Below are 24,025 nucleotides of genomic sequence, written 5' to 3' on the forward strand. Positions count from 1 at the left end.
TTTTTTCTACAAACTGGTGGTCGTTACTGGGATCGAACCAGTGACCCCCTCCTTGTAAGGGAGGTGCTCTCCCAGCTGAGCTAAACGACCTGGGAATTCTGTCTCCACCGAGTGGAGAAAATGGTGGGTCGTGCTGGATTCGAACCAGCGACCAATTGATTAAAAGTCAACTGCTCTACCGACTGAGCTAACGACCCTCACCACGACCAGTTCCGACTGCATTACTGCTTCGGCTCTGACGGCGGCCTATATTACGGATTTAAATTTCCGGTGCAACAGAAAATTCGTAATTTAAATCCGTTTGCTCACTGTGCGTACAAATGCAGGCTGTTTTTACAGTAGCGTTACGAAAACAGTGACATACAGCAATGTTACAGCTTGGCCAGACTCTGTTTGGCCAACTGGGCTGGCGAGGTGTTGGGATAGCCCTTGATCACCTGCTCATAGAAGGATTTGGCTTCCGCCTTCTTGCCATCCAGTTGCGCCAGCATACCCAACTTCAGCAGCGCATCGGCTCGCTTGGGGGATTTGCTGTATTTGTTGGCCACGGTCGAAAACTGGGCCGAGGCACCGGCTCTGTCACCCTTGTTGAACAGCAACTGGCCGAGCCAGTAGTGTGCATTGGGAACATAGCCTGAATTGGGGTACTGCTTGATAAAGCCCTGGAAAGCCGGAATGGCTTTGTCGTAGTTCTTCTCTTTGAGCACCATGTTGACCGCTGCGTCGTAGGCCTGGTTCTCATCCTGATTGGTTGAGTAATTGGCGGCAGCAGCCGGTGTGGCAGCAGCAGTGGCCGGGGCGGCTGGAGCAGCTTGCTGGCTGCTGGCAACCTTGTCGAGCTCCTGGTAGAGCTGGCGCTGGCGCTCTTGCGACTGTTCCATCTGGTAGGTCTGCTGCTCCAGCTGACCACGCAGCTCGGAGACCTCCCCTTGCAGGGAGTCGACCTGTTGCTGCAATTCAGCTTGCAGTCGCAGACGGGCATTGAGGGTGCGCTCCAGCAGGGCAACCCGATCTTCCAGGCTACCGGTGGGCACGATGGCGCCGTTGTTGCCGCTAAGGACAACCCCACCACTTGAGTCACCGCCCAGATCGCTGACAGGAGCCGCAGCTTGCGCATTCAGAGCAACCAATACGGCCAGCGCAACGACAGCTTGCTTGTACACAGATTTCATTCGGATCAAACCTTAGCGTTTAGTACAGATAAAACGGCCAGCGCCATCGTCGCTCGCATATGCAGATTTCATTCGGATCAAACCTTGGCGTTTAGTGCAAATAAAACGGCCATCGAAATGGCCGCTTGCATATAAACGAACTTCGTTCGGTTTAAACCTTAGTAAACCAGAACCGCGCGGCGGTTTTTGGCAAAGGCATCCTCGGTGTGGGACATGTCCAGCGGCTTCTCTTCGCCATAGCTGACGATGGAGAGCTGCTCGGCCTGCACACCCAGGGTTTGCAGATACTTGGCAACAGCCTTGGCACGACGCTCGCCCAGGGCGATGTTGTACTCCGGAGTACCGCGCTCATCGGCGTGACCTTCGATCAGGACTTTAACGCTCGGGCGCTCGCGCAGGTAGCTGGCGTGGGCATCCAGCAGATCAGCGTACTGACCCTGGATATCGTAACCGTCGAACGGGAAGTAGATCACATTGTCACGCTGCAGTGCTTCGAACTTCTGACGCATCTGCTCTTCCGGGGACAACATGCCGTTGGCGCCGCCGGTTTGTACACCGCCCATGCCGTCGGTCATACCTGATTCAGCGCCAGCGGCGTCGGAATCAGAAGAAGAACTACAAGCGGCCAGGGTGAACAGTGGCAGTGCGATGGCCAAACCCTTGAGCAGTTTATTGAGTTGCATGCTATTTCCTTAAACCTTTATAACAAAACAAAAAACAATTGGATTTTTATCAATTCAAGAAGGGCGACCAAGCTGGTGCACGAATTTCACCGCTACTGGTCGGAAGCACAGCCTTGAAGCGACCATCAGTCGACACCAACGCGAGACTCTTACGACCCTGATAGATGGTGGCATAAATGATCATGCTGCCATTGGGAGCCACACTTGGCGACTCATCCAGAGCACTTTGGGTAAGGACCAACAGGGCATTGTTTTCCATGTCCTGACGGGCAATACGATACTGTCCCTGAACACGGGTCACCATCACCATGATTTTGCCATCAGGAGTGATGGATGCACCCTGGTTGGATTCACCTTCCCAAGTCATCCGGCGAGTCATACCAGTCGCCAAATTTACGCTATAAATCTGGGGTTTGCCACCACGTTCAGAGGTGAACAACAAATTTTGCCCATCCGGCATCCAGGAGGGTTCAGTGTCGATCACACGGCTGGTTGTGACGCGGGTCAGCTGCTTGCTAGCGACATCAACCACATAGAGGTTTGGTGAACCATCTTTGGAGAGAACGATAGCCAGACGACGACCATCCGGAGACCACTCCGGCGCCCCGTTGATACCACGGAAACTGGTGATCAGGCTGCGCTGCTGAGTGTAAATATCCTGCACATAGATTTCGGACTTCTGGTTCTCGAAGCTCACGTAGGCCAGCTTGCTGCCATCCGGCGACCAAGCCGGAGACATCAAGGGCTCGCGGGAGCGCAGCAGGGTCTTCTCGTTGTAACCGTCGTAGTCAGAAATACGCAGCTGGTACGGGAACTGGGTACCCTGCTGTACGGAGACGTAAGCCAGACGGGTCAGGAAGGCACCGCGTTCGCCAGTCAGACGCTCATAGACGATGTCGGAGATACGGTGGGCAAACTGGCGCATCTGGGCACCCGGGATGGTCGCCATGCGGCTATCCAGTATGTAACCGTTGCTCTCGCCACCTTGCGCCTTGGCCAGCTGGCCTTTCAGCACATCGACCAGCTCGAAGTTGACCTTGTAAGTGCCGTCACCGACTGCCGAAATGGAACCCACCACCACGGCTTCAACCCCTTGGGAGGCCCAAGGAGCGAAGTTGATCTCGCTGCTGCTGCTCGGGGTCTGCGGCATCTGGCCACGGGCCAGCGGCTTGAACTTGCCGCTACGCATCAGGTCGTTGGAGACCACTTCCGCGATGTCCTGCGGCAACTGTCCGTTGCCTTCCCACTTGAAGGGAGCAACGGCGATGGGGCGTGCGCTATCAATACCGCCGGTGATGACGATGTCCAGGGCCGCCTGGGCACTCTGGCCCAGCAACAAACAGCCAACCAAAGCAAAAAATACTTTTCTGATCATGGCTTAAATACTCGGTTCCAATATAGATGAGAGGTTAAATTCCTTTCTCGGCGAGAGGTTGCCAACCGGAGGCAAGCAACCTCGTTTTATCACGCTTAGATACTCGGTTCTAACTTCAGGTTAAATTCCTTCAACATCTCGAATGCCGCAGGATCCTTGGGCACAGGCAGTTGATTGGCTTTCAGAACAGCCGCCTTACCGGAACGACAGACCGCCGGGTCACCCTGGCCGTTATCTACCGATATGACAAAGCCACTGCTCGCAAGACGTACGCCGATAGTACATGTTTTGCCCCGCATGGTGGGATCCAAAATCATATACCGCTCAACAGTGGCCTTGATGAGCGCTGCATATTTGTCGACTTCGCCCTGGGCTGCTGCCGATGCCGCCTGGCTGCGGGCATTGGCCTCAGCCGACAGCTGCTGCTGCATCATCTCTTCCATCTCTTTTTGCAGCTTGGCCTGCTCGGCGGCTTTACGCTTGCGCTCAGCCGCGATCTTGGCCTGCTTTTCGGCCTCTGCCTTGGCTTTCTTCTCTGCGTCAGCTTTTGCCTTTTTCTCAGCCTCTTCCTTGGCCTTCTTCTCGGCCTCGGCTTTGGTTTTTTTCTCTGCTTCTGCCTTAGCTTTCTTCTCGGCTTCGGCTTTGGCCTTCTTGTCAGCTTCCGCTTTCTTGGCCTTGGCTTCTGCCGCCTTGGCCTTCTCTTCAGCCTCTTTCTTCTCTTGTTCCTTTTTCTTCTTCAGCGCCAACGCCTTGCTCTCGGCTTCCGCCGCTTTACGCTCGGCTTCGGCTTTCTTGGCCTTCTGCTCTTCCAGCTTGCGGGCTTCCTCAGCTTTTTGGGCCTTCTCTTCCGCCTGCTTCTGCTCGGCAACCTTCTTCTGCTTCTCGGCCTCGGCCTTGCGGGTCGCCTCTTCGGCCTGCTTGCGCTTGGTCTCGGCGATGCGAAGCTGCTCCTGTTTCTGAGCCAGCTCGCGCTTGGCGAGATCCGTGTCTTCCTTATCCTTCTCTTTCTCTACCTTTTGAGGCTTGGGCTGAGATTTCTGCTGCTGGATCTGCTTGGCCTGTTCGTTGAGGAAGTTCTCATCGAGCATGACGGCATTGACGATCTGCCCCTTCGATTCGGGTCGTTTCGGTTTGCTGAAATCGAGCCCGACAAACAGGATGATGCCGATGATCAGGTGCAGCAGAAACGACGCGATGAGATAACCGGAAATACCACGCTTCACATCCATCTCCGTTAGTTCACCGGATCTGTCATCAGGCCAACCTGAGGCACACCCGCATTCTTGAGGGCCACCATCAACAGGATCACCTCTTCGTAGCGCACGGCCTTGTCACCCGCGACCACCACGGGGGCATTCTGGTTGATCGCCAGATAGCCCATGGCTTTTTCGGTGATGTATTGCTGCATCGCCTCTGGCGTGCCGCTTGGCACCGGCTCGTCATCGGCTTCGCCAGCCTTGATGACATATTCGCCTTCGGTATTGACGCTGACGATGAAGGGTGGCTTGGCATCTTCCGGCAACTGCTCGGACTCAGCCTGTGGCAGATCCACCTTGACCCCTTGCGTGATCACCGGCGTGACCGCCATAAAGATGATAAGCAGCACCAGCATGACGTCGATATAGGGAACCACGTTGATCTCGGCCACCTTCTTGCGCCGGATCCGCTGATAGGTTTGCATTACTGATCACCCTGCTGCTGTGCAATTTGACGGTTCAGAATGGTAGTGAACTCGTCCATGAAGTTGGCGTAGGCGTTCTCCAGCCGCTCGACCTTGTTGGAGAAGCGGTTGTAGAAGATAACCGCCGGGATAGCGGCAAACAGACCCATGGCGGTGGCGATCAGCGCTTCCGCGATACCCGGCGCCACCATTTGCAGGGTGGCCTGCTGAACCTGACCCAGGGCGATAAAGGCGTTCATGATCCCCCATACGGTACCGAACAGACCGATATAGGGGCTGATGGAGCCGATGGTCGCCAGCACCGGCAGATTGGATTCCAGATCATCCACTGCGCGGGAGAGGGAGACGCGCATGGCGCGGTAGGTACCATCCATCACCGCATCCTGACCACGGGCACCGGCCTTGAGCAAGCGGGCATACTCCTTGAAGCCGGAGTAGAAGATATCTTCCATGCCTTCGATATCATCGCGGCGGGAAGAGGACTCCTGATAGAGGCGATTGAGATCGACCCCTGACCAGAAGCGATCTTCAAACTGTTCCGATGCGAGATTGGCCGCCTTGATCGCCTTTGAACGCTGGATAATCAGCGCCCACGAGACAATAGACATGCTCATCAGGGTCATCATGACCAGTTTTACCAACAGGCTGGCTTGCCAAAACAGGCCAATAAACGAAATTTCAGCGTGCACTTAACAGCACTCCCTTGATTTTTTCAGGTATAGCTACAGGTTTCATTTGCGGATGACTGACACAGGCTATCTGTACCATGGCCTGGGTGATCAGTCGTCCATCAGCCGCCAGGATCTGCTGCGAAAAGCGCAGGGATGCGCGTTTCACTTCAATCACTTGCGTTAATACATTCAATAGTTCATTAAAACGGGCCGCCGAGCGGAAATCGATCTCAGTTCGGCTCACCACGAAGGCATATCCCTCCTGCAGCCAGACGTCCTGTTCGACCCCTTTGGCACGAAGAAACTCGGTGCGAGCACGTTCCATAAACTTGAGATAATTGGCGTTGTAGACGATGCCCCCGGCGTCGGTGTCTTCGTAGTAGACACGCACCGGAAACTCAAAGACTTCCCCCATAACAATCTGTGATCCATTCGACAGTCAGATGGGGGGCTATCATAGCGCAGGGCTGAATAGGAAAGAAGCAGGGGGAGACAGGGAAATCCTGCCTCCCCCCGTTTTTTATGAAAGGAAATATGAATGTGTCAGCCAGAGGCCATACAACAAACTGGGCCAGGCGAGCCAGGGGTTGAACAGCACACGTCCGGGCAGGCTTTTCAGATGAAAGCCAAGCCCGTTAAGTACGCCACAACAGACGGCCCACATCAGCCAGGGAGCAAGCCAGAGACCATGCTCGCTGGTATTGGCCGCGATCAGATTGGGGGCCTGTAAAATAGCGACGGCCAACAGGGCCGCCGCGAGTAACATCAACCCCTGCCACGGCTGCCGCTCCAGTGGAGCGGCCAGCCTGGCGAGTCGATCACTTGTTTTCATCGATCTGACGATCCATGTTCTCGGTGTGTTCCAGCCACAGCGCATTGATGATGCCAAATGCACAGGCCAGCAACAGCCCCAGGATCCAGGTGAAATACCACATTGTCAGCGCACCTCTTAATAGAGAGATTGTTGGTTATCTTCGATGTGCTTGTTGGTTACCCGGCCAAACATCTTGATGTAAGTCCAGATGGTGTAACCCAGCACAATCGGTACGAAGATCGCTGCGGCCACAGTCATCACCTGCAAGGTGTTGAAAGAGGCGGTAGCATCCCACATGGTCAGGCTCAGTGACGGCTCAAGGCTTGAGGGCATCACGAACGGGAACATGGAGAAACCGGCAGTGAGGATGACCCCGGCAATCGCCAGCGAGGAGCTGGTAAACGCCAGCCAGCCGATGTTCATGCGGGCAAACAGCGCAGTCAGCAGGCTCATGGCCAGGCCCAGTACAGGGGCAGCCACCATCCACGGATAGAGGGTGTAGTTGTTCATCCAGGCACCCGCCTGCAGGACAACTTCCTTGTTCATCGGGTTGGATACCGCGTCAGTCGCAGCAGCCTTGACGATGACATACCCTTCCATACCGCTTACCCACCAACCTGCGGCAGCAAACAGCACCAGGGTCAGCAGTGAGCAGATCATGGCGGCAGTGCGGGAACGCGCCAGCACTTCACCGTCGGTCTTCATCATCAACCAGGTTGCGCCCTGGGTGAGCAGCATGAACAGACTCACCAGACCAGCCAGAATGCCGAACGGGTTAAGCAGACCAAAGAAGTTGCCGTGATAGGTCAACATCATGAACTGGTTAAACTCGAACGGAACGCCTTGCAGCAGGTTGCCAAAGGCCACACCAAAGACGATGGGCGGTACGGCGCTACCGGCGAACAAGGCCCAGTCCCAGTTGCTGCGCCATTTGGCATCAGCACGCAGCGAGCGGTACTTGAAACCGACCGGACGCAGGAACAGCGCCATCAGAGTCAGGATCATCGCGATGTAGAAGCCGGAGAAGGTCGCGGCATACACCATCGGCCAGGCGGCGAACAAGGCGCCACCGGCAGTGACCAGCCACACCTGGTTACCTTCCCAGTGCGGCCCCATGGTGTTGAGCATCACGCGGCGCTCGACATCTTTCTTGCCGACGAACGGGAGCAGTGCGCCTACCCCCATGTCGAAGCCGTCAGTGATGGCAAAACCGATCAGCAGTACGCCGACCAGAGCCCACCAGATGACACGCAGAGTTTCGTAATCAAACATGGTCGCTCTCCTTATGCCTTGATCTGTTCAAAGTGATACTTGCCAGTCTTCAGGCTGCTGGGGCCAAGACGGGCATACTTGAACATCAGGTACATCTCGATAACCAGAAGTACGGTATAGAACAGGCAGATACCGATCAGAGAGAACCAGATCTCGGCTGCAGGCAAATTGGATGCAGAGAGGGAAGTCGGCAACACCTCTGCAATGGTCCACGGTTGGCGACCATATTCAGCGACAAACCAGCCAGCTTCGATAGCGATCCACGGCAGCGGGATACCCCACAGCAGACCCTTGAGCAGCCACTTGCGCTTGCCGATCTGGTGACGGGCACTGTCATAGAAGGCCATACCAATCAGCACCAGCATCAGCATGCCGACGGCAACCATGATGCGGAAGGCGAAGAACAGCGGCAGAACCTGCGGGATGGAGTCATCCACAGCAGCCTTGATCTGCTCGTCGGTAGCATCGGTCACGTTGCTGGTGTAGCGCTTGAGCAGCAGACCGTAGCCCAGATCCTGCTTCACTTCGTCGAAGCGAGCGCGGGTCTCGTCAGACTTGTCACCGGATTGCAGCTTGGTCAGCAGGTCGTAAGCGGTCATACCGTTACGAACGCGCAGTTCGTGCTCGCTCTTCAGATCCTTCAGACCGGTTACCTGACCGTCCAGAGAACGGGTCGCGATAATGCCCAGCGCATAGGGGATCTTGATGGCGTAGTCGGTGCGCATCTCTTCCTGATTCGGAATACCGAACAGGGTAAAGGCGGCCGGAGCAGGTTCAGTCTCCCACTCGGCTTCGATAGCGGCCAGTTTCACCTTCTGCACTTCACCGGTCTCGTAACCGGATTCGTCACCGAGGATCAGCACGGACACGATGGAAGCCATACCGAACGCGGCGGCAATGGCGAAGGAGCGACGGGCAAAGGCCACATCACGATTCTTCAGCAGGTAGTAGGAGGAGATACCCAGCACAAACATGGCGCCACAGGTATAACCAGCCGCCACAGTGTGGACGAACTTGACCTGAGCAACCGGGTTGAGCACCACGTCAGCGAAGCTCATCATCTCCATCCGCATGGATTCGAAGTTGAACTCGGCACCGACCGGGTTCTGCATCCAGCCGTTGGCGACCAGGATCCAGAGGGCGGAGAGGTTGGTACCCAGCGCCATCAACCAGGTGGCAGCCAGGTGCTGATGCTTGCTCAGACGATCCCAACCAAAGAAGAACATACCGACGAAGGTGGACTCCAGGAAGAAGGCCATCAGTCCTTCGATAGCCAGCGGGGCCCCGAAGATATCGCCGACATAATGGGAGTAGTAAGCCCAGTTCGTCCCGAACTGGAACTCCATGGCCAGACCTGTGGTGACCCCCAAGGCAAAGTTGATACCAAACAACTTACCCCAGAATTTGGTCATGTCCCGGTAGATGGTGTTGTTGGTCATCACATAGACGGATTCCATGATCGCCAGGAGAAAGGCCATTCCCAGCGTCAGGGGTACAAACAAAAAGTGATAAAGGGCCGTCGCAGCGAACTGGAACCGCGATAGGTCTACCACATGCTCAGCAATCATGATGTTTCCTCACCGATTATTGGCACGGCTATTTTAAGTTTTAAGCACAAAGCTTCCGTTGGAGGTTAGCGAATGAGCCTTATTGGGACGTGTCACAACAAAACGCGTTCAGTAACCACTGGCATTAACAACAAGGCAATACGAGAACACAAATAAAGCTAATGTTTAACAATTCCAAAACAATCAGCCTAAATTTATTCTCGCCCATGATGACCGGGTTTTTATATCACCTTTATTTGATTGAAATCAATGTAAAAGGACCCGCCATACATGGCTTTGAAAGGCATTTTTAATCTATTTCACGATTATTGACGCGAGCCAGATCACAAAACACGATAAAGCGTAAAACATTGATTTAAATCAATTTAAGAATTTAACATCCCGCCACTCGGTTTAATTTGAAAAGCGTGAATGACGCGCCTTTTTCCATGTTATCCGAGTCAGTCAATCTGATTCGAAAACTCAATTTAAAATTGCAAAGAATGCATACTCATGCGAACCAATTTCATCAATAAAGACATTAGATAAACTAATTTGAAGAGTGCAATTTTTCTTGTTTGCCGGGGTCGATTCGAACTCCTACAATGCGCCTCGCAGTGAGGGCATACCCTTGGATACAGGCCGGTTAATCCGGGTTCACGGTACGTATTCGACGATCAATTTGAACCTGTCTATTGGAATCGAAGATGAAAAAGTTTGTTGCTAAAACCATCCGTTACTACAAGCTTTCCTTTGTTCAGCTCTATCAACTGAACCGACTCTGAGAGCTCGCGACGGCTCACCTGTTTATTTTCCGGTCTGTGTCCAGACGCACTCACTGTCTGTGAACATCCATCCTGAATTGTCTTTGCCCACCGCATCCGCCGTGGGCTTTTTTTTGCCCGGATAATAAAAAACCGCCTTTGACGGCGGTTTCATGTTCAAACGACTGTTTTTACTTCTCATCTGGTCGCTGAAGACCGAAATGAGCGTAGGCTCGTGTGGTCGCAATCCGTCCTCTGGGTGTACGTTGCAGATACCCTTGCTGGATCAGATAAGGCTCCAGCACATCTTCGATAGTATCTTTCTCTTCCCCGATCGCGGCGGCCAGATTATCGAGACCCACCGGGCCCCCCATAAACTTGTCTATCACAGCCAACAATAACTTGCGGTCCATGAAGTCGAAGCCTTCATTATCGACATCCAGCATGTCCATGGCGCGAGCAGCAATGGGGCCGTCGATCCGGCCATCGGATTTCACCTGGGCAAAGTCGCGCACCCGCCTTAACAAACGGTTAGCAATCCGCGGCGTGCCGCGAGAGCGACGGGCGACCTCAATGGCACCATCTTCCGTCATCTCGAGCCCCAGACAACGGGCGCTGCGGGAGACGATATCGGTCAGATCCTTGACGTTGTAGAACTCCAGCCGCTGGACGATACCGAAGCGATCCCGCAGCGGGCTGGTCAGTGAACCTGCCCGGGTGGTGGCGCCAATCAGGGTGAAGGGAGGCAGATCCAGCTTGATGGAGCGAGCTGCGGGTCCCTCCCCGATCATGATGTCGAGCTGGTAATCCTCCATCGCCGGATAGAGCACCTCCTCCACCACCGGACTGAGACGGTGGATCTCGTCGATGAACAACACATCGTTCGGTTCAAGGTTGGTGAGCAGAGCCGCCAGATCCCCCGCTTTCTCCAGCACCGGGCCGGAGGTGGTCTTGATATTGACCCCCATCTCGTTGGCGACGATGTTGGCGAGGGTGGTCTTGCCCAAGCCCGGAGGGCCGAAGATCAGCAGGTGATCGAGCGCTTCGCCCCGCTGACGGGCCGCTTCGATAAAGATCTCCATCTGTTCGCAGACGGTATCCTGACCGGTGTAGTCAGCCAGCTTCTTGGGGCGGATAGCCCGGTCGATAATGTCATCCTCACGGGCGGCACTGGCCGAGATGAGGCGATCTGCTTCAATCATCAACTACCTCACACCAGGCTACGCAGGGATTCACGGATGATATCTTCCACCGACATCCCCTCTTTGGCGATCTTGCTGACAATCTGGCTCGCCTGCTGCGGCTTGTAACCTAGGGCCACCAGCGCACTGGCCGCCTCTTCGGTCACATCCGGTGCCCGCAATTCGGGCTCACTGGCTGGCAAGGTGACCATGGCCGGGGAGAAGAGGTCGTGACTGACCCACCCCTTGAGGCGATCCTTCATCTCCACCACCAGACGCTCGGCGGTCTTCTTGCCGACTCCCGGCAGTTTGACCAGAGAGCTTATCTCTTCACGTTCGACACTCAGCACGAATTGGGTAGCTGTCATGCCGGAGAGAATAGCCAGCGCCAGCTTGGGGCCGACTCCGTTGGTCTTGATCAGCTCGCGGAACAGCGCCCGCTCCTGTTTGTGGTTGAAACCATAGAGTAACTGGGCATCTTCCCGCACCACGAAGTGAGTATGGATGGTCGCTTCCTTGCCGATCTCCGGCAAATCATAGAAGCAGCTCATCGGCATCTGCACCTCATAGCCAACCCCGCCCACTTCCAGCAGGACCTCGGGGGGCTGCTTTTCAATGACAATGCCTCTCAAGCGACCAATCACGGCTCTCTCCTCACCAATACAACTATTCGTAAATTGGCTCATAGCATAAAGAATAACTGGATAAGTATCCAGCATAGGGCAGCAACACCCGCATGGTCAGAGAGGCTTTTTATCCAATTTTCCACCATGCTTGATCGGGTGCAGCCAGTGCACGGGATGTTTCAGCGCCGCACCGGCCCCCGAGCGGGGGATAAACCACTACACTAAACCCGTTCGGAACCGAAACTGGTGCCAATGTCGATACCAAGGAAGGCCATCACATGAAAATTGTTACCACCTCCAATCTGGGTCTTGCCATATTGCTCGGATGTACGCTGGGCATGGGGGTCGTTGGCTGGTATGGCAGCCAGCGGCTAGCCAATCTGCTCTCCTACGTACTGGGCGCCGCCTGGCAGACCGCCGACGGTGCCATGGAGGGCTCCATAGAACTGGGCAATCAACAGCTACAGATTCAGAAGATGCAAAACGGAACCCCGCTCAATCGCGCCGAACTCGATGCTGCCAAGGCGGCGACCGATGATGCGCTGGCCCGAGTCAGCCAGGGGCAGCTCATTGATGGTGCGGCCCTTGCCACCATGGAACAGCACAAGCAGGACTATCAACAGCAACAAGAGAAGCTGCTGGCGCTCTATCACGCCTATACCGAGGTGGATCAGGCACTGCATCACAACGCCGATCTGATGGCTCGCCTCTCGACCCAGCTGGAGGTGATTGGCGATGGGGCGGTCGAGGCGCTGACCCAATCCCCCGACCAGACCATCAGCTGGAACAGCGGCCTCTCCACTCGCTGGGAAGCGGCCGACGGGGGGATGGAATCCAACATAGGCTTTTTGCGCCAGCTCTATGCGCTGGAGAAGATGCGCAGACAAGGAGTCACAGAGGCGATCAAGGCCGAGCTGAAAGAAGCGACCGAGTTCTACCACGAAGCAATCGACAGCATGCTCGGCACCGGGCTGTTCGATATCGAGGGAACCGGCGAATTTGCCGGCAAGACACTGTCGGCAGAGTATCGCGCCCTGTTGGCCCGGCATCAGCAACTGATGGGACAGTGGGTCGATGCGCTCGGCAGCTATCAGGCCCAGCAGTCCGCCTATGAGGTCAGTGCCGATGAGCTGCGACAACAGCTGGTTGCCATCGAGGAGAGCGGCGATGCCACTGTCGAGGATCAGGTGGCCCAGCTCAACGGCATCATCAGCCAGATCCGAACCCTGCTGCTGGGTGGCCTGTTGCTGAGCCTGGTCATGGTCACCCTCTGCGGCTTCTGGCTGACCCGCAAGCTGGTGACCCCGCTGCTGCAAGTGGACAAACGAATGCAGGATATCGCCGCCGGAGAGGGAGACCTCAACGCCCGCATCAACCTGCAACGGGATGACGAGATAGGTTCGCTGGCCAACAGCGTGGATCGTTTCATCGAGAAACTGCAGAAGATGATCAGCTCCACCATGGACAACAACCAGCACATCAGCGAACACGTTCACACCTCGGTCAACCGGGTGGAGGCAATCAGCCAGAGCAGCCGCCAGACCGCCGAACATGCGCTGGCCCTGCACCACGACAGTGAGCAGATGGTGCAGGTCGCCACAGGTATCTCGGACAACTGCAGCATGGCGGCCCACAATGCCAACGAGGTGCGCCAGCTGACCACCGAGAGCAGCCAGTATGTCGCCTCCGCCAGCGCGGGCATGCAGCGGGTGGTACAGGAGGTGAGCGAGTGTGCCATCGCCATCAACTCCCTCAAGGAGCAAGCGGGTCAGATTGGCCAGATCATCTCCACCATCAGCGGCATCTCGGAACAGACCAACCTGCTGGCCCTCAATGCGGCCATCGAAGCGGCTCGCGCGGGGGAGATGGGACGTGGCTTTGCGGTGGTCGCGGACGAGGTGCGCACCCTGGCCAATCGCACGGCGACATCAAGCGCCGAAATTAGCCAGGTGATCAGCAGCATCCAGCAGCAGACCGAGACCGCCTATCTGATGATGCAGCGCAACCTCAAGACGGTGGAGTCTGGCATGCAGGACTCCGAGAACACCAAGCAGATCCTGTTCAAGGTGGAAGGCGCCATCGACCAGCTGGCCGACATGGTGCAACAGGTGGCAGTAGCCACAGGTCAACTGTCACACACCCTGAGCCACTCCTCTGACAAGGTCTCCGGCATCAGTCTGCAAGCCAGAACCGGCGAACAGGAGGCGCAGGAGTGTCTGCAACTCGCCTCCTCGCTCCATCAGGCCAGCCTGCTGCAACAGCGCCTGCTCTCCCAGTTCAGGGTCTGACCCCTTTCAATAGCAAAGATGCCACTCATATGAGTGGCATCTTTTTGTTACCGGTCGCTCATTCCTGCCGCCTTAACTTCCTCAACGTCCTATGGCCAGTTGAATAGCCAGGCTCAGCATGATGATGCCAACCAGCAGGTCGATCCCCTGCTGCACCCGGCTGCGGGCCAACCAGGGCGCCAGTGCCGCAGCACCCAGCGCCAGCGAGTAGAACCACACCAGCGAGGCCAGCATGGCCCCCGCAGCAAAGGCCGGACGCAGGGACTCGCTCACCTGACTGCCAAGGGAGCCGAGCAGCATCAAAGTATCGAGATAGACGTGGGGATTAAGCAGCGTAACTCCCAGCGTCATCGCCAGCACGCTTTTGGCCCCCATCTGCTGAGCAGAATCGGCAAGTCCCTCCCCCTTACCGCGCCAGGCACTGAACAGAGAACGGCCACCAAACCAGCCGAGAAACAGCACGCCACCCCAGGTGAGTAGCGCCATGCCGAGGGGGCTGGTGGCCAGCACATTGGCCCCGCCAAATACGCCGATAGCAATCAGGGTGAGATCGCAGAAACTGCAGAGCGTGGCCGTCAGCAGATGGTGATTGCGATGGATGCCCCGGCTCAGCACAAAGGCATTCTGGGCGCCGATGGGGATGATCATGGCCAGACCGATGGTGAAGCCTTGCAGTGTCGTTGCGAGCATCATGGAGAGCACCGTTCGAAATGATGAATGAGCGGCACTATAGCGATGGTGGTTCCTTCTTAGAAATTCATTGATTTACTGATTGATTCATTTTGCTAATAAAGACCGGCATACCCAGCCGCTGTTCCAGCCCTTGTCAATTACCGGATCTGACAATTGTGACCCTCAGAGTGCGGCAGGAGAATCTGTTGCGCCTGTGGGCTCAGCCTACTGCAGCAATCTGGGGAAGTTGGTCACCACAACTTGCTCCAGATTGGGTAGCAACAGCCCCGTACTAACCCCTTTGGCAATGGCCTGATAGCGGTTCATGGAGCCGGTTTTGCGGGTGACCTGATTGAGATGGTAATTGACCGTGCGCTCCGTGATCCCGAGGATGCAGGCGATCTCGCTAGAGGTCTTCCCTTCGCTGGCCCAGAACAGGCACTCGGTCTCGCGCTCGGTCAAGGGGTCTTTACCCGCACTATCCATCATGCTGAAACGCACCACCCGAATGGCCGCCTCGAAGATGTAATTGGACATCCAGGAGAGGATCGGCGAGGACTCCAGCAGCAGGTCGCTCGAGGCCCGCTCGGAGGTGATGAAGGAGAGAATACCGTTCTCCCCGGCAGCACCGTGCAGAGGGAAGGAGATGCCGTTACGCAACCCGAACTCGGCTGCCAACCCCATCACGTCCATGGTTCCCTCCTGCAAAAAACTGGCCCGCTCATCGAGGCGGTTCCAGTAAATGGGCAGCGTCTGCTTGCGTGCCAGCCGGATCACCGGATCGCACGCCAGCATGTTGTTTTCGGTATAGGCCTGCACCCAGGAATCGGGGCACTGGTTGAACAGCACCACCTTGGGCCTTTGCATCGACATCGGCAGGATCAGGGCGAAGCGATAGTAGTCATAGCCCATCCCGAGCGTAAAGCGACCGATCAGTTCGGCCAGACGATTGCCGTCCGTCACCGAAGTGAAATGTTCGAGGTACTCAAGCAGTTGGTCTCTGTTCATATGAAAGCCCCCTTGGCCAGACATGTGATTATAACGGCGAATAGCAAGATAGAGGGTCCATAATGTTGGTTTTTAAAGGAAAATTGAGAGAACATCCACGAAACGAGGTGGAGAATGAACTCTATCGCTTTCGAAATCGCGTCTTTTCCGACCGGCTAGGCTGGGATGTCGAGTCTCATCGGGGCCTGGAGCGTGACAGCTTCGACACGCCAGACACCCATTGGGTTCTGATCGAGGACGAACAAGGGCTGTGTGGCTGTATTCGTCTGCTCAACTGTGCCGATGCCTATATGCTGCCCACCATCTTCCCCACCGCCCTTGCCGGTGAAAGCGCGCCACGCACCCCAGATGTCTGGGAACTCACCCGTCTGGCTATCGATGCCCAGCGCGCACCGCGCATGAGCAATGGCGTCAGCGAACTCACTTGCGTCATCTTCCGCGAGGTCTATGCCTTCGCCCATGCCCACGGGATCCGGGAGCTGGTCGCCGTCGTCAGCCTGCCGGTGGAGCGCATCTTCCGCCGACTTGGCCTGCCCATCGAGCGGCTCGGTCATCGGCAGGCGGTCGATCTGGGTGCGGTAAGGGGCGTTGGCATCCGCTTCCATCTGGATGAGCGCTTCGCGCAGGCGGTCTCCCAACCTCTGCTGGGCCATTATCAAACCAGCCATTATCCACTGCGGCAACCGTCACCGGTGTTGGCAGTTCACTCATAAAAAATCCCGGGAAAACAGACCCGGGATAAAGATGTCGCTACGATCTGCGCAGGGCTACCCCATGCGGCACCAGAGAGTATCCTCCCTCAATGGCCTGACCACTACTGTCAAAAATCACAGCGCAACGCCCCTTCCGCCGCCCATTGTTGTCCCCTGCCGAGTGACGTAGAGTCAGCCCTTGGGCAACGGAAGGGAGGGAAGATGAAAGAGCTGGACTACAAACTGCTGCGGGCGCTGGATGCGGTACTGCAGGAGCAGAACTTCGATCGGGCGGCCAAGTCGCTCCATATCACTCAGTCGGCCATCTCCCAGCGGATCAAGCAGCTGGAGCAGCAATTTGCCGAGCCGCTGCTCATTCGCAGCCAACCGCTGCAGGCCACGCCACTCGGCCAGAAGCTGCTGGCCCACTATCGGCAGGTACACCAGCTCGAGCTCGAACTGGCGGGGGAGCTGACCCCCGACCAACCGCAGGGACCAATCCGGATCAGCATCGCCGTCAACGCCGACAGCCTGGCCACCTGGTTTTTGCCCGCCATTGCCCCCTTGTTGAAACAGCACCCCATCGAACTCAACCTGCTGGTCGATGACGAGAGCCGCACCCTCGATAAGGTCCGCGAGGGTCAGGCCTTTGGTGCAGTCAGCCTGCATCCCCAGCCGCTGGCGGGTTGCTGCGTCGACGAGCTCGGTGAGATGAACTATCTGCTTACCGCCAGCCCCGCCTTCGTAGCCCGCCACTTCCCTCACGGCCTGACCCGTGAGGCGCTGGCCAAGGCACCGGCGGTGGCGTTCGATCAGCGCGATGACATGCATGTGAGCTTTATGAGAGAACACTTCGGGCTGGAGCCGGGCGGTTATCCCTGTCATACGGTCCACTCGTCAGAGGCCTTCGTCGCCATGGCCGAACAGGGGTTGGCCTATTGTCTCATCCCCGAATTGCAGATAAGAGGCCAGCTGGCAGGCAGGTCACTGCTCAACCTCAGTCCCGACCACGTTCTGACGGAACGCCTCTACTGGCACCGCTGGGTACTGGAAAAAGGGGTACACAAGCAGCTATCCCAACGCCTTATCGACCATGCCAGATCGCAGTTGAAACCACGCTGAGCAGGCCATTCACCTTGGCTTTGCAGGGCTAAAAACGTATAGTGCTGGGCGATCCTTCATCAGGTCTCCACCCAGGTTTTCACTTCAGGTTCCTCACTTATGTTCCAAGACAATCCGCTGCTGGCCCAGCTCAAGCAACAAATCCGCGAAAACATCCCGAAGAAAGAGGGTGTGATCCGCGCCTCGGACCGGGGCTTCGGCTTTCTGGAAGTCGATGAGAAGACCAGCTATTTCGTGCCGCCTCCCTACATGAAGAAGGTGATGCACGGTGACCGGGTGACCGCCCTGATCCGCACCGAAAAAGAGAAGGAAGTGGCCGAGCCGGATACCCTGCTGGAGCAGTCCGTCACCCGCTTCGTGGCCCGGGTCAAGATGTTCCGCGACCGCCTCAACGTGGTGGCCGACCATCCGCTGATCAAGGATGCCATCAAGGCCCGCGTCAAGAAGGGTCTGGATGAGAAAGAGTTCAAGGAAGGTGACTGGGTGGTGGCCACCCTCAAGCGCCATGCGCTGGTCGACGGCAACTTCTCTGCCGAGATCATCCAGAAGATTGCCGCCCAGGAAGATCACAATGTGCCCTGGTGGGTGGTGCTGGCGCGCCACAATCTGGCCCAGGTCGAGCCGGCTGACTTGCCGGAGTGGAAGGTGATCGAAGAGGAGGAGCTGCCCCGTCGTGACCTGACAAAGGTGCCCTTCTTTACCATCGACGGTGCCAAGACCAAGGATATGGACGATGCGCTGGCCATCACCAAGCTGGACAACGGCTGGGAGCTGCTGGTTGCCATCGCAGACCCGACCGCCTATGTGGCCGAAGGGAGCGAGCTGGACAAAGAGGCGGCCCAGCGCGCCTTCACCGTCTATATGCCGGGCCGCAACGTGCCGATGATCCCGCGCACCCTCTCCGACGAGCTTTGCTCCCTGAAAGAGGGCGAGGAGCGCAACACTCTGTGCGCCCGTCTGCTGATCGCCGAAGATGGTCTGCTGCTGGAGGAGACCGAGTTCTTCGCCGCCCGCATCTGTTCCCACGCCCGTCTCAACTATGACGACGTCTCCGACTGGGCCGAGCATGGCAAAGAGCTGTCTATCCACGCAGGCGTACTGGCCCAGCTGCCGCTGATGAAGGCGATGACCGAGGCGCGCATCGCGTGGCGCACCGAGCATGCGCTGGTATTCCCGGATCGTCCCGACTACGACTTCGAGCTGGGCGAGAATGGCGAAGTGCTGGCCATCCACGTCGAGCCGCGCCGCATCGCCAACCGCATGGTGGAAGAGTCGATGATCGCCGCCAACATCTGTGCCGGTCGCGTGCTGGGCAAGAGCGTCGGTTACGGCATCTTCAACGTTCACACCGGCTTTGACGAAGAGTCCCTCGACGGCGCCATCGACCTGCTGAAGAGTGCCGAAGCCCCGTTCGAGCGCGACGAGATCGCCAGCCTCTCCGGCTTCTGCGCCCTGCGCCGCTGGATCGACAACCTCGACACCCGCTGGCTGGATGGCAAGATCCGCCGCTTCCAGAGCTATGCGCTGATGTCCTCCGAACCGGGCGCCCATTACGGTCTGGGTCTGGATGCTTACGCCACCTGGACCTCCCCGATCCGTAAATACGGCGATATGGTCAACCATCGTCTGCTCAAAGCCGTCATCGCCGGCAAGACCCCGGGCGAGCGCCCGAGCACCGAGCTCACCGAGCACCTGACCGCCTGCCGCCGTCTGCACCGCATGGTGGAGCGCGACATCGGCGACTGGCTCTATGTTCGCTACCTCAAGGCCGATGCTGGCACCGACAAGGTGTTCAACGCCGAGATCATCGACGTGATGCGTGCTGGTCTCAAGCTGCGTTTGCAGGAGAACGGCGCCGTGGTCTTCCTGCCTGCCCGCCATATCCTCGACAACAAGGATCGACTGGAGTGCAACTGGGACAACGGCCGCGTCTATCTGGACAAGACCGAAGTGGTCTACGAGCTCGGCCAGATCATCGAGGTGAAGCTGACCGAAGCGGTGGAAGAGACCCGCTCCCTTATCGCCAAACCGGCGGTAGATCTGGTGCCGGGCCCGGCACCGGAAGCCCCGGCGGCCGAGAGTGCGCCAGCCGATAGCAGTGAAACGCCCGCTGAGGCTGCCCCCAAGGCAGAATAAGCCGCGCAGAATCATCTGATCTGCCCGAGAGCCCGCCATCGTGCGGGCTCTTTTTTGCCCGGCATCCCGCCCTACAAGCTGCCATATATACCGTTATGGCACACAGTTCTAGCCACGATTGGCAAAGAACGCAGTGAATATCTCCACCAGCAGGGCTGAAAGCAACCATTATGTGCGCCACCTCTCCTTTCTGACATATTAATCAAGGAGGAATATGTCTATACTCGCTTGGGTACAATCCAAGGGATATTGGTATGCAGGAATGGGACCCGGAACACTTCACCAACTTCGCTCAGTTATGCGAAGTGAGCCTCGCCACCATCCGTGAAAAGACCGATGCCGAACGCCTCTACCTCTGGCTAAAAGCCCCCGAACCGCAGCTCTACAGCTTTCAGCTCGATCAGGGGCTGACCACGCTTGATCTCGCCCATCTCGGTCAACTGACCCTGCCCCACCACCTGATCGACAAGGCGATGGAGAAGGGACAACTGGTGATCGAACAACTCCAACCTCCGCCGGATCCCGGCGAAAATGTGGAGCCCGCCCAGCCGCAGTTACGCGCCTGTTTCCCTCTCAAGCGTCACATGAAACTGGAAGGGGTCATCTATCTGGAGACCCGCCGCCGCATCGATCGCCTCTCCTCCCACCAGCGTCAGGGCATCCAGCTCCTTATCCACTATCTGACTGCCGAGCTCAGCAATCACCTGCTCTCCAGCCAGGTCAATCAGGAGCGGGACCAGCGGCTCCATACCCAGACCGATCTGGTACAGAGTCAGGCACTGCAGGGCTCCTTCCTCACCATGTTGCAGGCGCTGCACATGGTCAGCGTCACCCTCTCCCGCAGTCGCAGCGAGAACGATCTGCTGCGGGATGCCGTGCTGCTGGCCCGCAAGGAGCTGCAGTTCGATCGGGTTGCCATCTTCCTGATCGAACCCGATGGCAAGACCATGCGCGGCACCTGGGGCACCAGCGAAGAGGGCGAGCTGATGGATGAACACAACTTCATCAGCCCCATTCCGGATCACCCCACGGTGCAAGAGGCGCTCAGGCGCAAGGACTACGTGCTGGTGATGGAAGATACCCCCCTCTACTACGAGAAGCAGCAGGTGGGCCGTGGCTGGAACGCCATGGTATCGCTGTGGGATGGCACCACCCCCATCGGCTGGATCGCCGCCGACAACCTGCTCTGGCACCGTCCGCTCAAAGCCTATCAGAGCGAGATCTTCAAACAGTACGCCGCCATCCTGTCGCAACTGCTGATCCGCCAGCGCACCCAGGAGCAGCTGGAAACCCTCAACCGCCAGCTGGAAGCCCGGGTCGCCGAGCGCACCATGCAACTGGCCGAGACCAACCGTGCGCTGGAGGAGGCCAATCACCGCCTCTCCCTGCTGTCGCTGGAAGATCCCCTCACCGGCATCGCCAACCGGCGCCAGTGGGACATCACCATGCAGCGGGAGTGGGAGTGGGCACGACGCACCCAGAACCTGCTGGCGGTATTGATGATCGACGTCGACGAGTTCAAGGCCTACAACGACCACTTCGGCCATGCCAAAGGGGATCTCTGCCTGCAACAAGTGGCCCATGTGCTGCGGGATGCAGAGCGGCGCTGTACCAATCTGGTCGCCCGTTACGGCGGGGAGGAGTTCGTCATTCTGCTCTGCGCCCCGCAACCCGGTGAGGCCGAACAGCTGGCCGGACGGATCCACGATGGTCTTGCCCGCTTGAAAATGCCCCATCCCGCCTCGCGGGTTGCTGATTTCATTACGGTTAGCATAGGCTTTAGCTATCTGGTTCCCTCCCTGGACGGAGCATGGCAGACCCTGACCGAACAGGCTGACCAGGCGCTCTACCACGCCAAGTCACAAGGGAGGGCCCGCACTCTGGCCTATCGGTGATCCCATGCTGTTGCGTCGCTACCCTATCTTCAATCGTCGCCTGGCTCTGGTGGCCTACGGCATCGACTATCAGCTCAGCTCACCGGCCGAATGGCCTTCACTGGCGCAACATTGCCGCCTGCTAGCGCAGGGGCGTCAATATCTGGTGCCCTTCACCCACGAACAGCTCGATGAACAGCGCCCCCTGCTGCTGGATCAGGACGCGATCCCGCTGGTTGAAGCCTCCAGTGAACGCCAGCCCAACTCGTTCCCGGTGCTGGAGCAGTGGCGCGACAGTCGGCGCAGACTGGCGGTGCACGGCGCCAACCGGGATCCACGCTGGCTCGGCGCCAGCCGCCTGCTGGTGTACTGGATGGGGGAAGAGGGGATCTGCCAGCCCACCGAACACAAGCGGATGGCGCTGAACATCGAAACCTGGGCGGATTTTCTCCCGCTGCGGGAGGCTGGGGTCGACTTCTTTGCCGGCGGCTTTCTCGCCCGTCCGGAGCTGGTTAATCAGCGGGCCAACCAGCCCGATATGGCGCTGGTACAGCAGATCCTCCAGCTCATCTGCCACGAAGAGTTCTCCTTCACCCAGGTAGCCCGCCTGCTGGAGCAGGATGCCTGGCTGCCCGGCCTGCTGCTCACCTACGTCAACGCCCCCGGCTTCGATCATGCCGCCCCCATCACCTCGGTGCCCCGCGCCCTCTCCTATCTGGGGGAGCAGGAGATCCGCAAGTTCGTGCTGATCAACGGTCTGGCCCGGGTGAGCCAGCACATGCCGGAGGCCTGCACCCGCATGGCCATCGCCCGCGGCCGCTTCTGCGAGTTGATTGCCCTCACCGCCCTCGGTAAAGCGGAGGCAAGCTGGGCCTTTCTGGTGGGACTGGTGTTCGATGGATCCCTGCTGTCGGAGCCGTTGATGGCCCACCTGCCCAAGAGCGTGCAGCGCGCCATCGAACTGCACGAAGGGCCACTCTTTCATCTGTTTCAGCTGGTCAGCACCTATGAACAGGGTAACTGGGCCCTGCTGGAACAGCTTGCCCCCAAATATCAACTCGATCCGGCCCAGCTCACCCCCGTCTATTTTCAGTCACAAATGTGGGGGCAAGCGTTTCTCACCAGCTAGGTGATGGCGAGGCGGGGAGCCACTGGCTAGAATGGGCTCCCTTTTTTCAGAGACTGACCCGCACCATGACGCTTTCCGGATTCCAAGGCCTGGTCTTTGACCTTGATGGCACCCTGGTCGACTCCATGCCGCTGCACCTCGCCGCTTGGGGACATACCGCCCGCGAGTTTGGCTTTCACTTCGATGCCGACTGGTTCTATGAGCTGGGTGGCATGCCGAGCCGCAAGATAGCCCTGCTGGTCGCACAGGAGCAGCAGATCCCCCTCGATCCGCTCGAAGTCACCCGCTGCAAGACCGCCCACTATGTGGCCAACCTGCACAAGGCGACCGTCTTTCCGGCCATGCAGGCGCTGGTCGAGCGCTATCATGGCGTCATCCCGATGGGGATCGGCACCGGCTCGCCCCGCGTCAACGCCGAAGCGGTGCTGCGCAACACCGGGCTGGATCGCTACTTCTCCGTGGTGGTCACCGCAGACGATGTGGAGCTGCACAAGCCCAATCCGGACACCTTCCTGCTGGTCGCCAGCAAGCTGGGGGTCGAGCCATCAGGCTGTCTGGTGTTTGAAGATACCGGTATCGGGGTACAGGCCGGAGAAGCGGCGGGTATGCAGACCTGCATGGTCAAAGAGGGTCAACCGGTCGGCATAATGGCGTAGTGCGGAAAAAAATATCGCCCTGCAAGGGGCGATCACCGGAACCGGCTCTCATACGGGACATGAATGAAAATGAGAGCAGGTTCCGTCAGCCGCTGACGCAGGGCGCATCAACGGGGAGTGCGGGGCAGACGATTACTCGTTGTTGCCGCCACCCTGATTGTCGTCATAACGACCCGGCGCACCGTGGGGACGCGGCGCCATGGAGACACGTGGCTTGCGAGCACGCTGGATATTCACCTGCGGACGGCCGGTGTGCATGGCGATGGTGGAGATCTTGGCCTTGTAGACCAGCTGCTGGTTACCATGAGCATCGGTCAGCAGCACGCTGTACTGGTCGAACCCGCTGATGGTGCCTTCCAGCTTGATGCCGCTCACCAGAAAAATAGCGACCTGACTGCGGTTCTTGCGCAACCAGTTGAGGGCAGAATCTTGCCCGTTCCCGAGGGAGAAGGCTTGCTCAATCGTGGAGTAGCTGGGGGATTCAGTTGTCATAAATTATTGTCCCGCGGAAAAAAAGTGGCGTTTGATTGTGCTAAATGGGCACTGGCTTGTCAAAGTCATTCTCACTCCCGCCAGCAATAGCGGCCTTCGGGGCTGGTCGCTGACCGGTACAACTGCGATAATCGCCAGCTCTGGCTCTACCACGGGCCTTATCTGGGGTT

General features: G+C 57.7%; 23 protein-coding genes and 2 tRNA genes. 7 read left to right on the forward strand and 18 right to left on the reverse strand.

Annotation, left to right across the window (positions count from 1 at the left end; all coding sequences use genetic code 11):
* Positions 1 to 14 precede the first annotated feature (14 nt).
* The 15 genes from AB5Y99_RS01310 to ruvA form a co-directional block, all read right to left on the reverse strand.
* Positions 15 to 90, reverse strand: a tRNA-Val gene (locus AB5Y99_RS01310).
* A gap of 31 nt (positions 91 to 121) precedes the next feature.
* Positions 122 to 197: transfer RNA gene (locus AB5Y99_RS01315), tRNA-Lys, on the reverse strand.
* A gap of 174 nt (positions 198 to 371) precedes the next feature.
* Positions 372 to 1,172 (reverse strand): tol-pal system protein YbgF, encoded by an 801-nt coding sequence (gene ybgF, locus AB5Y99_RS01320; RefSeq protein ID WP_236317517.1) that lies wholly within the window; start codon positions 1,170 to 1,172, stop codon positions 372 to 374.
* A 158-nt stretch (positions 1,173 to 1,330) separates the two neighbouring features.
* On the reverse strand, positions 1,331 to 1,855 hold the full coding sequence (gene pal, locus AB5Y99_RS01325) for a peptidoglycan-associated lipoprotein Pal (RefSeq protein ID WP_005304908.1): 525 nt from the start codon (positions 1,853 to 1,855) through the stop codon (positions 1,331 to 1,333).
* A gap of 49 nt (positions 1,856 to 1,904) precedes the next feature.
* Positions 1,905 to 3,230, reverse strand: a complete 1,326-nt coding sequence (tolB, locus tag AB5Y99_RS01330) for a Tol-Pal system beta propeller repeat protein TolB (protein WP_005335728.1) — start codon at positions 3,228 to 3,230, stop codon at positions 1,905 to 1,907.
* A 95-nt stretch (positions 3,231 to 3,325) separates the two neighbouring features.
* Complete coding sequence (tolA, locus tag AB5Y99_RS01335) at positions 3,326 to 4,459, reverse strand: cell envelope integrity protein TolA (protein WP_368208470.1); 1,134 nt, start codon at positions 4,457 to 4,459, stop codon at positions 3,326 to 3,328.
* A gap of 5 nt (positions 4,460 to 4,464) precedes the next feature.
* Positions 4,465 to 4,911 carry a protein TolR gene (gene tolR / locus AB5Y99_RS01340; RefSeq protein ID WP_005335733.1) on the reverse strand — a complete coding sequence of 149 codons (447 nt, stop codon included), beginning with the start codon at positions 4,909 to 4,911 and terminating at the stop codon, positions 4,465 to 4,467.
* On the reverse strand, positions 4,911 to 5,600 hold the full coding sequence (gene tolQ, locus AB5Y99_RS01345; protein ID WP_005335735.1) for a protein TolQ: 690 nt from the start codon (positions 5,598 to 5,600) through the stop codon (positions 4,911 to 4,913). Before tolQ ends, tolR begins: the two co-directional genes overlap by 1 nt.
* Positions 5,590 to 5,997 carry a tol-pal system-associated acyl-CoA thioesterase gene (gene ybgC / locus AB5Y99_RS01350; protein WP_005335737.1) on the reverse strand — a complete coding sequence of 136 codons (408 nt, stop codon included), beginning with the start codon at positions 5,995 to 5,997 and terminating at the stop codon, positions 5,590 to 5,592. The genes tolQ and ybgC overlap by 11 nt, the downstream gene beginning before the upstream one ends.
* 105 nt (positions 5,998 to 6,102) lie before the next feature.
* Positions 6,103 to 6,414, reverse strand: coding sequence for a cyd operon YbgE family protein (locus tag AB5Y99_RS01355; protein WP_041202810.1), 312 nt, complete (start codon positions 6,412 to 6,414; stop codon positions 6,103 to 6,105).
* Positions 6,401 to 6,517, reverse strand: a complete 117-nt coding sequence (gene cydX, locus AB5Y99_RS01360) for a cytochrome bd-I oxidase subunit CydX (protein WP_005304933.1) — start codon at positions 6,515 to 6,517, stop codon at positions 6,401 to 6,403. The genes AB5Y99_RS01355 and cydX overlap by 14 nt, the downstream gene beginning before the upstream one ends.
* 14 nt (positions 6,518 to 6,531) lie before the next feature.
* Positions 6,532 to 7,668 carry a cytochrome d ubiquinol oxidase subunit II gene (gene cydB / locus AB5Y99_RS01365; protein WP_005335741.1) on the reverse strand — a complete coding sequence of 379 codons (1,137 nt, stop codon included), beginning with the start codon at positions 7,666 to 7,668 and terminating at the stop codon, positions 6,532 to 6,534.
* An 11-nt stretch (positions 7,669 to 7,679) separates the two neighbouring features.
* Complete coding sequence (locus AB5Y99_RS01370) at positions 7,680 to 9,236, reverse strand: cytochrome ubiquinol oxidase subunit I (RefSeq protein ID WP_005335743.1); 1,557 nt, start codon at positions 9,234 to 9,236, stop codon at positions 7,680 to 7,682.
* Positions 9,237 to 10,170: 934 nt separating this feature from the next.
* Positions 10,171 to 11,181: a Holliday junction branch migration DNA helicase RuvB gene (gene ruvB, locus AB5Y99_RS01375; RefSeq protein ID WP_033135661.1), complete on the reverse strand. Its 1,011-nt coding sequence runs from the start codon at positions 11,179 to 11,181 to the stop codon at positions 10,171 to 10,173.
* Positions 11,182 to 11,189: 8 nt separating this feature from the next.
* Positions 11,190 to 11,804, reverse strand: coding sequence for a Holliday junction branch migration protein RuvA (gene ruvA / locus AB5Y99_RS01380; protein WP_005335746.1), 615 nt, complete (start codon positions 11,802 to 11,804; stop codon positions 11,190 to 11,192).
* 260 nt (positions 11,805 to 12,064) lie between these two features.
* On the opposite strand from ruvA, the gene AB5Y99_RS01385 reads away from it, so the two are divergent.
* A complete protein-coding gene (locus AB5Y99_RS01385; RefSeq protein WP_368208473.1) occupies positions 12,065 to 14,074 on the forward strand; it encodes a methyl-accepting chemotaxis protein in 2,010 nt (669 codons plus the stop codon).
* Positions 14,075 to 14,155: 81 nt separating this feature from the next.
* On the opposite strand, the gene lysE is transcribed toward AB5Y99_RS01385, so the two are convergent.
* The gene (lysE, locus tag AB5Y99_RS01390; RefSeq protein WP_368208560.1) at positions 14,156 to 14,764 is read right to left on the reverse strand and encodes an L-lysine exporter; all 609 of its coding nucleotides are present in this window, start codon (positions 14,762 to 14,764) and stop codon (positions 14,156 to 14,158) included.
* Positions 14,765 to 14,971: 207 nt separating this feature from the next.
* Positions 14,972 to 15,754 (reverse strand): LuxR family transcriptional regulator, encoded by a 783-nt coding sequence (locus tag AB5Y99_RS01395; protein WP_005335753.1) that lies wholly within the window; start codon positions 15,752 to 15,754, stop codon positions 14,972 to 14,974.
* A 62-nt stretch (positions 15,755 to 15,816) separates the two neighbouring features.
* On the opposite strand from AB5Y99_RS01395, the gene AB5Y99_RS01400 reads away from it, so the two are divergent.
* The 6 genes from AB5Y99_RS01400 to AB5Y99_RS01425 all read left to right on the forward strand — a co-directional run bounded on the left by AB5Y99_RS01400 (position 15,817) and on the right by AB5Y99_RS01425 (position 23,363).
* The gene (locus AB5Y99_RS01400; protein ID WP_236269406.1) at positions 15,817 to 16,467 is read left to right on the forward strand and encodes an acyl-homoserine-lactone synthase; all 651 of its coding nucleotides are present in this window, start codon (positions 15,817 to 15,819) and stop codon (positions 16,465 to 16,467) included.
* A 201-nt stretch (positions 16,468 to 16,668) separates the two neighbouring features.
* Positions 16,669 to 17,568 (forward strand): LysR family transcriptional regulator ArgP, encoded by a 900-nt coding sequence (locus tag AB5Y99_RS01405; RefSeq protein ID WP_270817840.1) that lies wholly within the window; start codon positions 16,669 to 16,671, stop codon positions 17,566 to 17,568.
* A 99-nt stretch (positions 17,569 to 17,667) separates the two neighbouring features.
* The gene (locus tag AB5Y99_RS01410) at positions 17,668 to 19,704 is read left to right on the forward strand and encodes an exoribonuclease II (RefSeq protein WP_270817841.1); all 2,037 of its coding nucleotides are present in this window, start codon (positions 17,668 to 17,670) and stop codon (positions 19,702 to 19,704) included.
* 254 nt (positions 19,705 to 19,958) lie between these two features.
* Positions 19,959 to 21,599, forward strand: a complete 1,641-nt coding sequence (locus tag AB5Y99_RS01415; RefSeq protein WP_107682771.1) for a sensor domain-containing diguanylate cyclase — start codon at positions 19,959 to 19,961, stop codon at positions 21,597 to 21,599.
* 4 nt (positions 21,600 to 21,603) lie between these two features.
* Positions 21,604 to 22,707, forward strand: a complete 1,104-nt coding sequence (locus AB5Y99_RS01420) for an EAL and HDOD domain-containing protein (RefSeq protein ID WP_368208476.1) — start codon at positions 21,604 to 21,606, stop codon at positions 22,705 to 22,707.
* A 65-nt stretch (positions 22,708 to 22,772) separates the two neighbouring features.
* On the forward strand, positions 22,773 to 23,363 hold the full coding sequence (locus AB5Y99_RS01425; RefSeq protein ID WP_368208477.1) for an HAD family hydrolase: 591 nt from the start codon (positions 22,773 to 22,775) through the stop codon (positions 23,361 to 23,363).
* Between the two features lie 132 nt (positions 23,364 to 23,495).
* Here AB5Y99_RS01425 and hfq read toward each other — a convergent pair whose 3' ends face one another.
* Positions 23,496 to 23,855, reverse strand: a complete 360-nt coding sequence (gene hfq / locus AB5Y99_RS01430) for an RNA chaperone Hfq (protein ID WP_005335772.1) — start codon at positions 23,853 to 23,855, stop codon at positions 23,496 to 23,498.
* Positions 23,856 to 24,025: the final 170 nt, after the last annotated feature.

This window comes from Aeromonas sp. R4-2, from assembly GCF_040908295.1.
Classification (GTDB): domain Bacteria; phylum Pseudomonadota; class Gammaproteobacteria; order Enterobacterales; family Aeromonadaceae; genus Aeromonas; species Aeromonas veronii.

Bases quoted from the DNA above. Each gene is read 5' to 3' on its own strand.
- ybgF (WP_236317517.1), bottom strand. From the start codon at position 1,172: ATGAAATCTGTGTACAAGCAAGCTGTCGTTGCGCTGGCCGTATTGGTT.
- pal (WP_005304908.1), bottom strand. From the start codon at position 1,855: ATGCAACTCAATAAACTGCTCAAGGGTTTGGCCATCGCACTGCCACTG.
- tolB (WP_005335728.1), bottom strand. From the start codon at position 3,230: ATGATCAGAAAAGTATTTTTTGCTTTGGTTGGCTGTTTGTTGCTGGGC.
- tolA (WP_368208470.1), bottom strand. From the start codon at position 4,459: ATGGATGTGAAGCGTGGTATTTCCGGTTATCTCATCGCGTCGTTTCTG.
- tolR (WP_005335733.1), bottom strand. From the start codon at position 4,911: ATGCAAACCTATCAGCGGATCCGGCGCAAGAAGGTGGCCGAGATCAAC.
- ybgC (WP_005335737.1), bottom strand. From the start codon at position 5,997: ATGGGGGAAGTCTTTGAGTTTCCGGTGCGTGTCTACTACGAAGACACC.
- AB5Y99_RS01355 (WP_041202810.1), bottom strand. From the start codon at position 6,414: ATGAAAACAAGTGATCGACTCGCCAGGCTGGCCGCTCCACTGGAGCGG.
- cydX (WP_005304933.1), bottom strand. From the start codon at position 6,517: ATGTGGTATTTCACCTGGATCCTGGGGCTGTTGCTGGCCTGTGCATTT.
- cydB (WP_005335741.1), bottom strand. From the start codon at position 7,668: ATGTTTGATTACGAAACTCTGCGTGTCATCTGGTGGGCTCTGGTCGGC.
- AB5Y99_RS01370 (WP_005335743.1), bottom strand. From the start codon at position 9,236: ATGATTGCTGAGCATGTGGTAGACCTATCGCGGTTCCAGTTCGCTGCG.
- ruvB (WP_033135661.1), bottom strand. From the start codon at position 11,181: ATGATTGAAGCAGATCGCCTCATCTCGGCCAGTGCCGCCCGTGAGGAT.
- AB5Y99_RS01385 (WP_368208473.1), top strand. From the start codon at position 12,065: ATGAAAATTGTTACCACCTCCAATCTGGGTCTTGCCATATTGCTCGGA.
- lysE (WP_368208560.1), bottom strand. From the start codon at position 14,764: ATGCTCGCAACGACACTGCAAGGCTTCACCATCGGTCTGGCCATGATC.
- AB5Y99_RS01395 (WP_005335753.1), bottom strand. From the start codon at position 15,754: ATGAACAGAGACCAACTGCTTGAGTACCTCGAACATTTCACTTCGGTG.
- AB5Y99_RS01400 (WP_236269406.1), top strand. From the start codon at position 15,817: ATGTTGGTTTTTAAAGGAAAATTGAGAGAACATCCACGAAACGAGGTG.
- AB5Y99_RS01405 (WP_270817840.1), top strand. From the start codon at position 16,669: ATGAAAGAGCTGGACTACAAACTGCTGCGGGCGCTGGATGCGGTACTG.
- AB5Y99_RS01410 (WP_270817841.1), top strand. From the start codon at position 17,668: ATGTTCCAAGACAATCCGCTGCTGGCCCAGCTCAAGCAACAAATCCGC.
- AB5Y99_RS01415 (WP_107682771.1), top strand. From the start codon at position 19,959: ATGCAGGAATGGGACCCGGAACACTTCACCAACTTCGCTCAGTTATGC.
- AB5Y99_RS01420 (WP_368208476.1), top strand. From the start codon at position 21,604: ATGCTGTTGCGTCGCTACCCTATCTTCAATCGTCGCCTGGCTCTGGTG.
- AB5Y99_RS01425 (WP_368208477.1), top strand. From the start codon at position 22,773: ATGACGCTTTCCGGATTCCAAGGCCTGGTCTTTGACCTTGATGGCACC.
- hfq (WP_005335772.1), bottom strand. From the start codon at position 23,855: ATGACAACTGAATCCCCCAGCTACTCCACGATTGAGCAAGCCTTCTCC.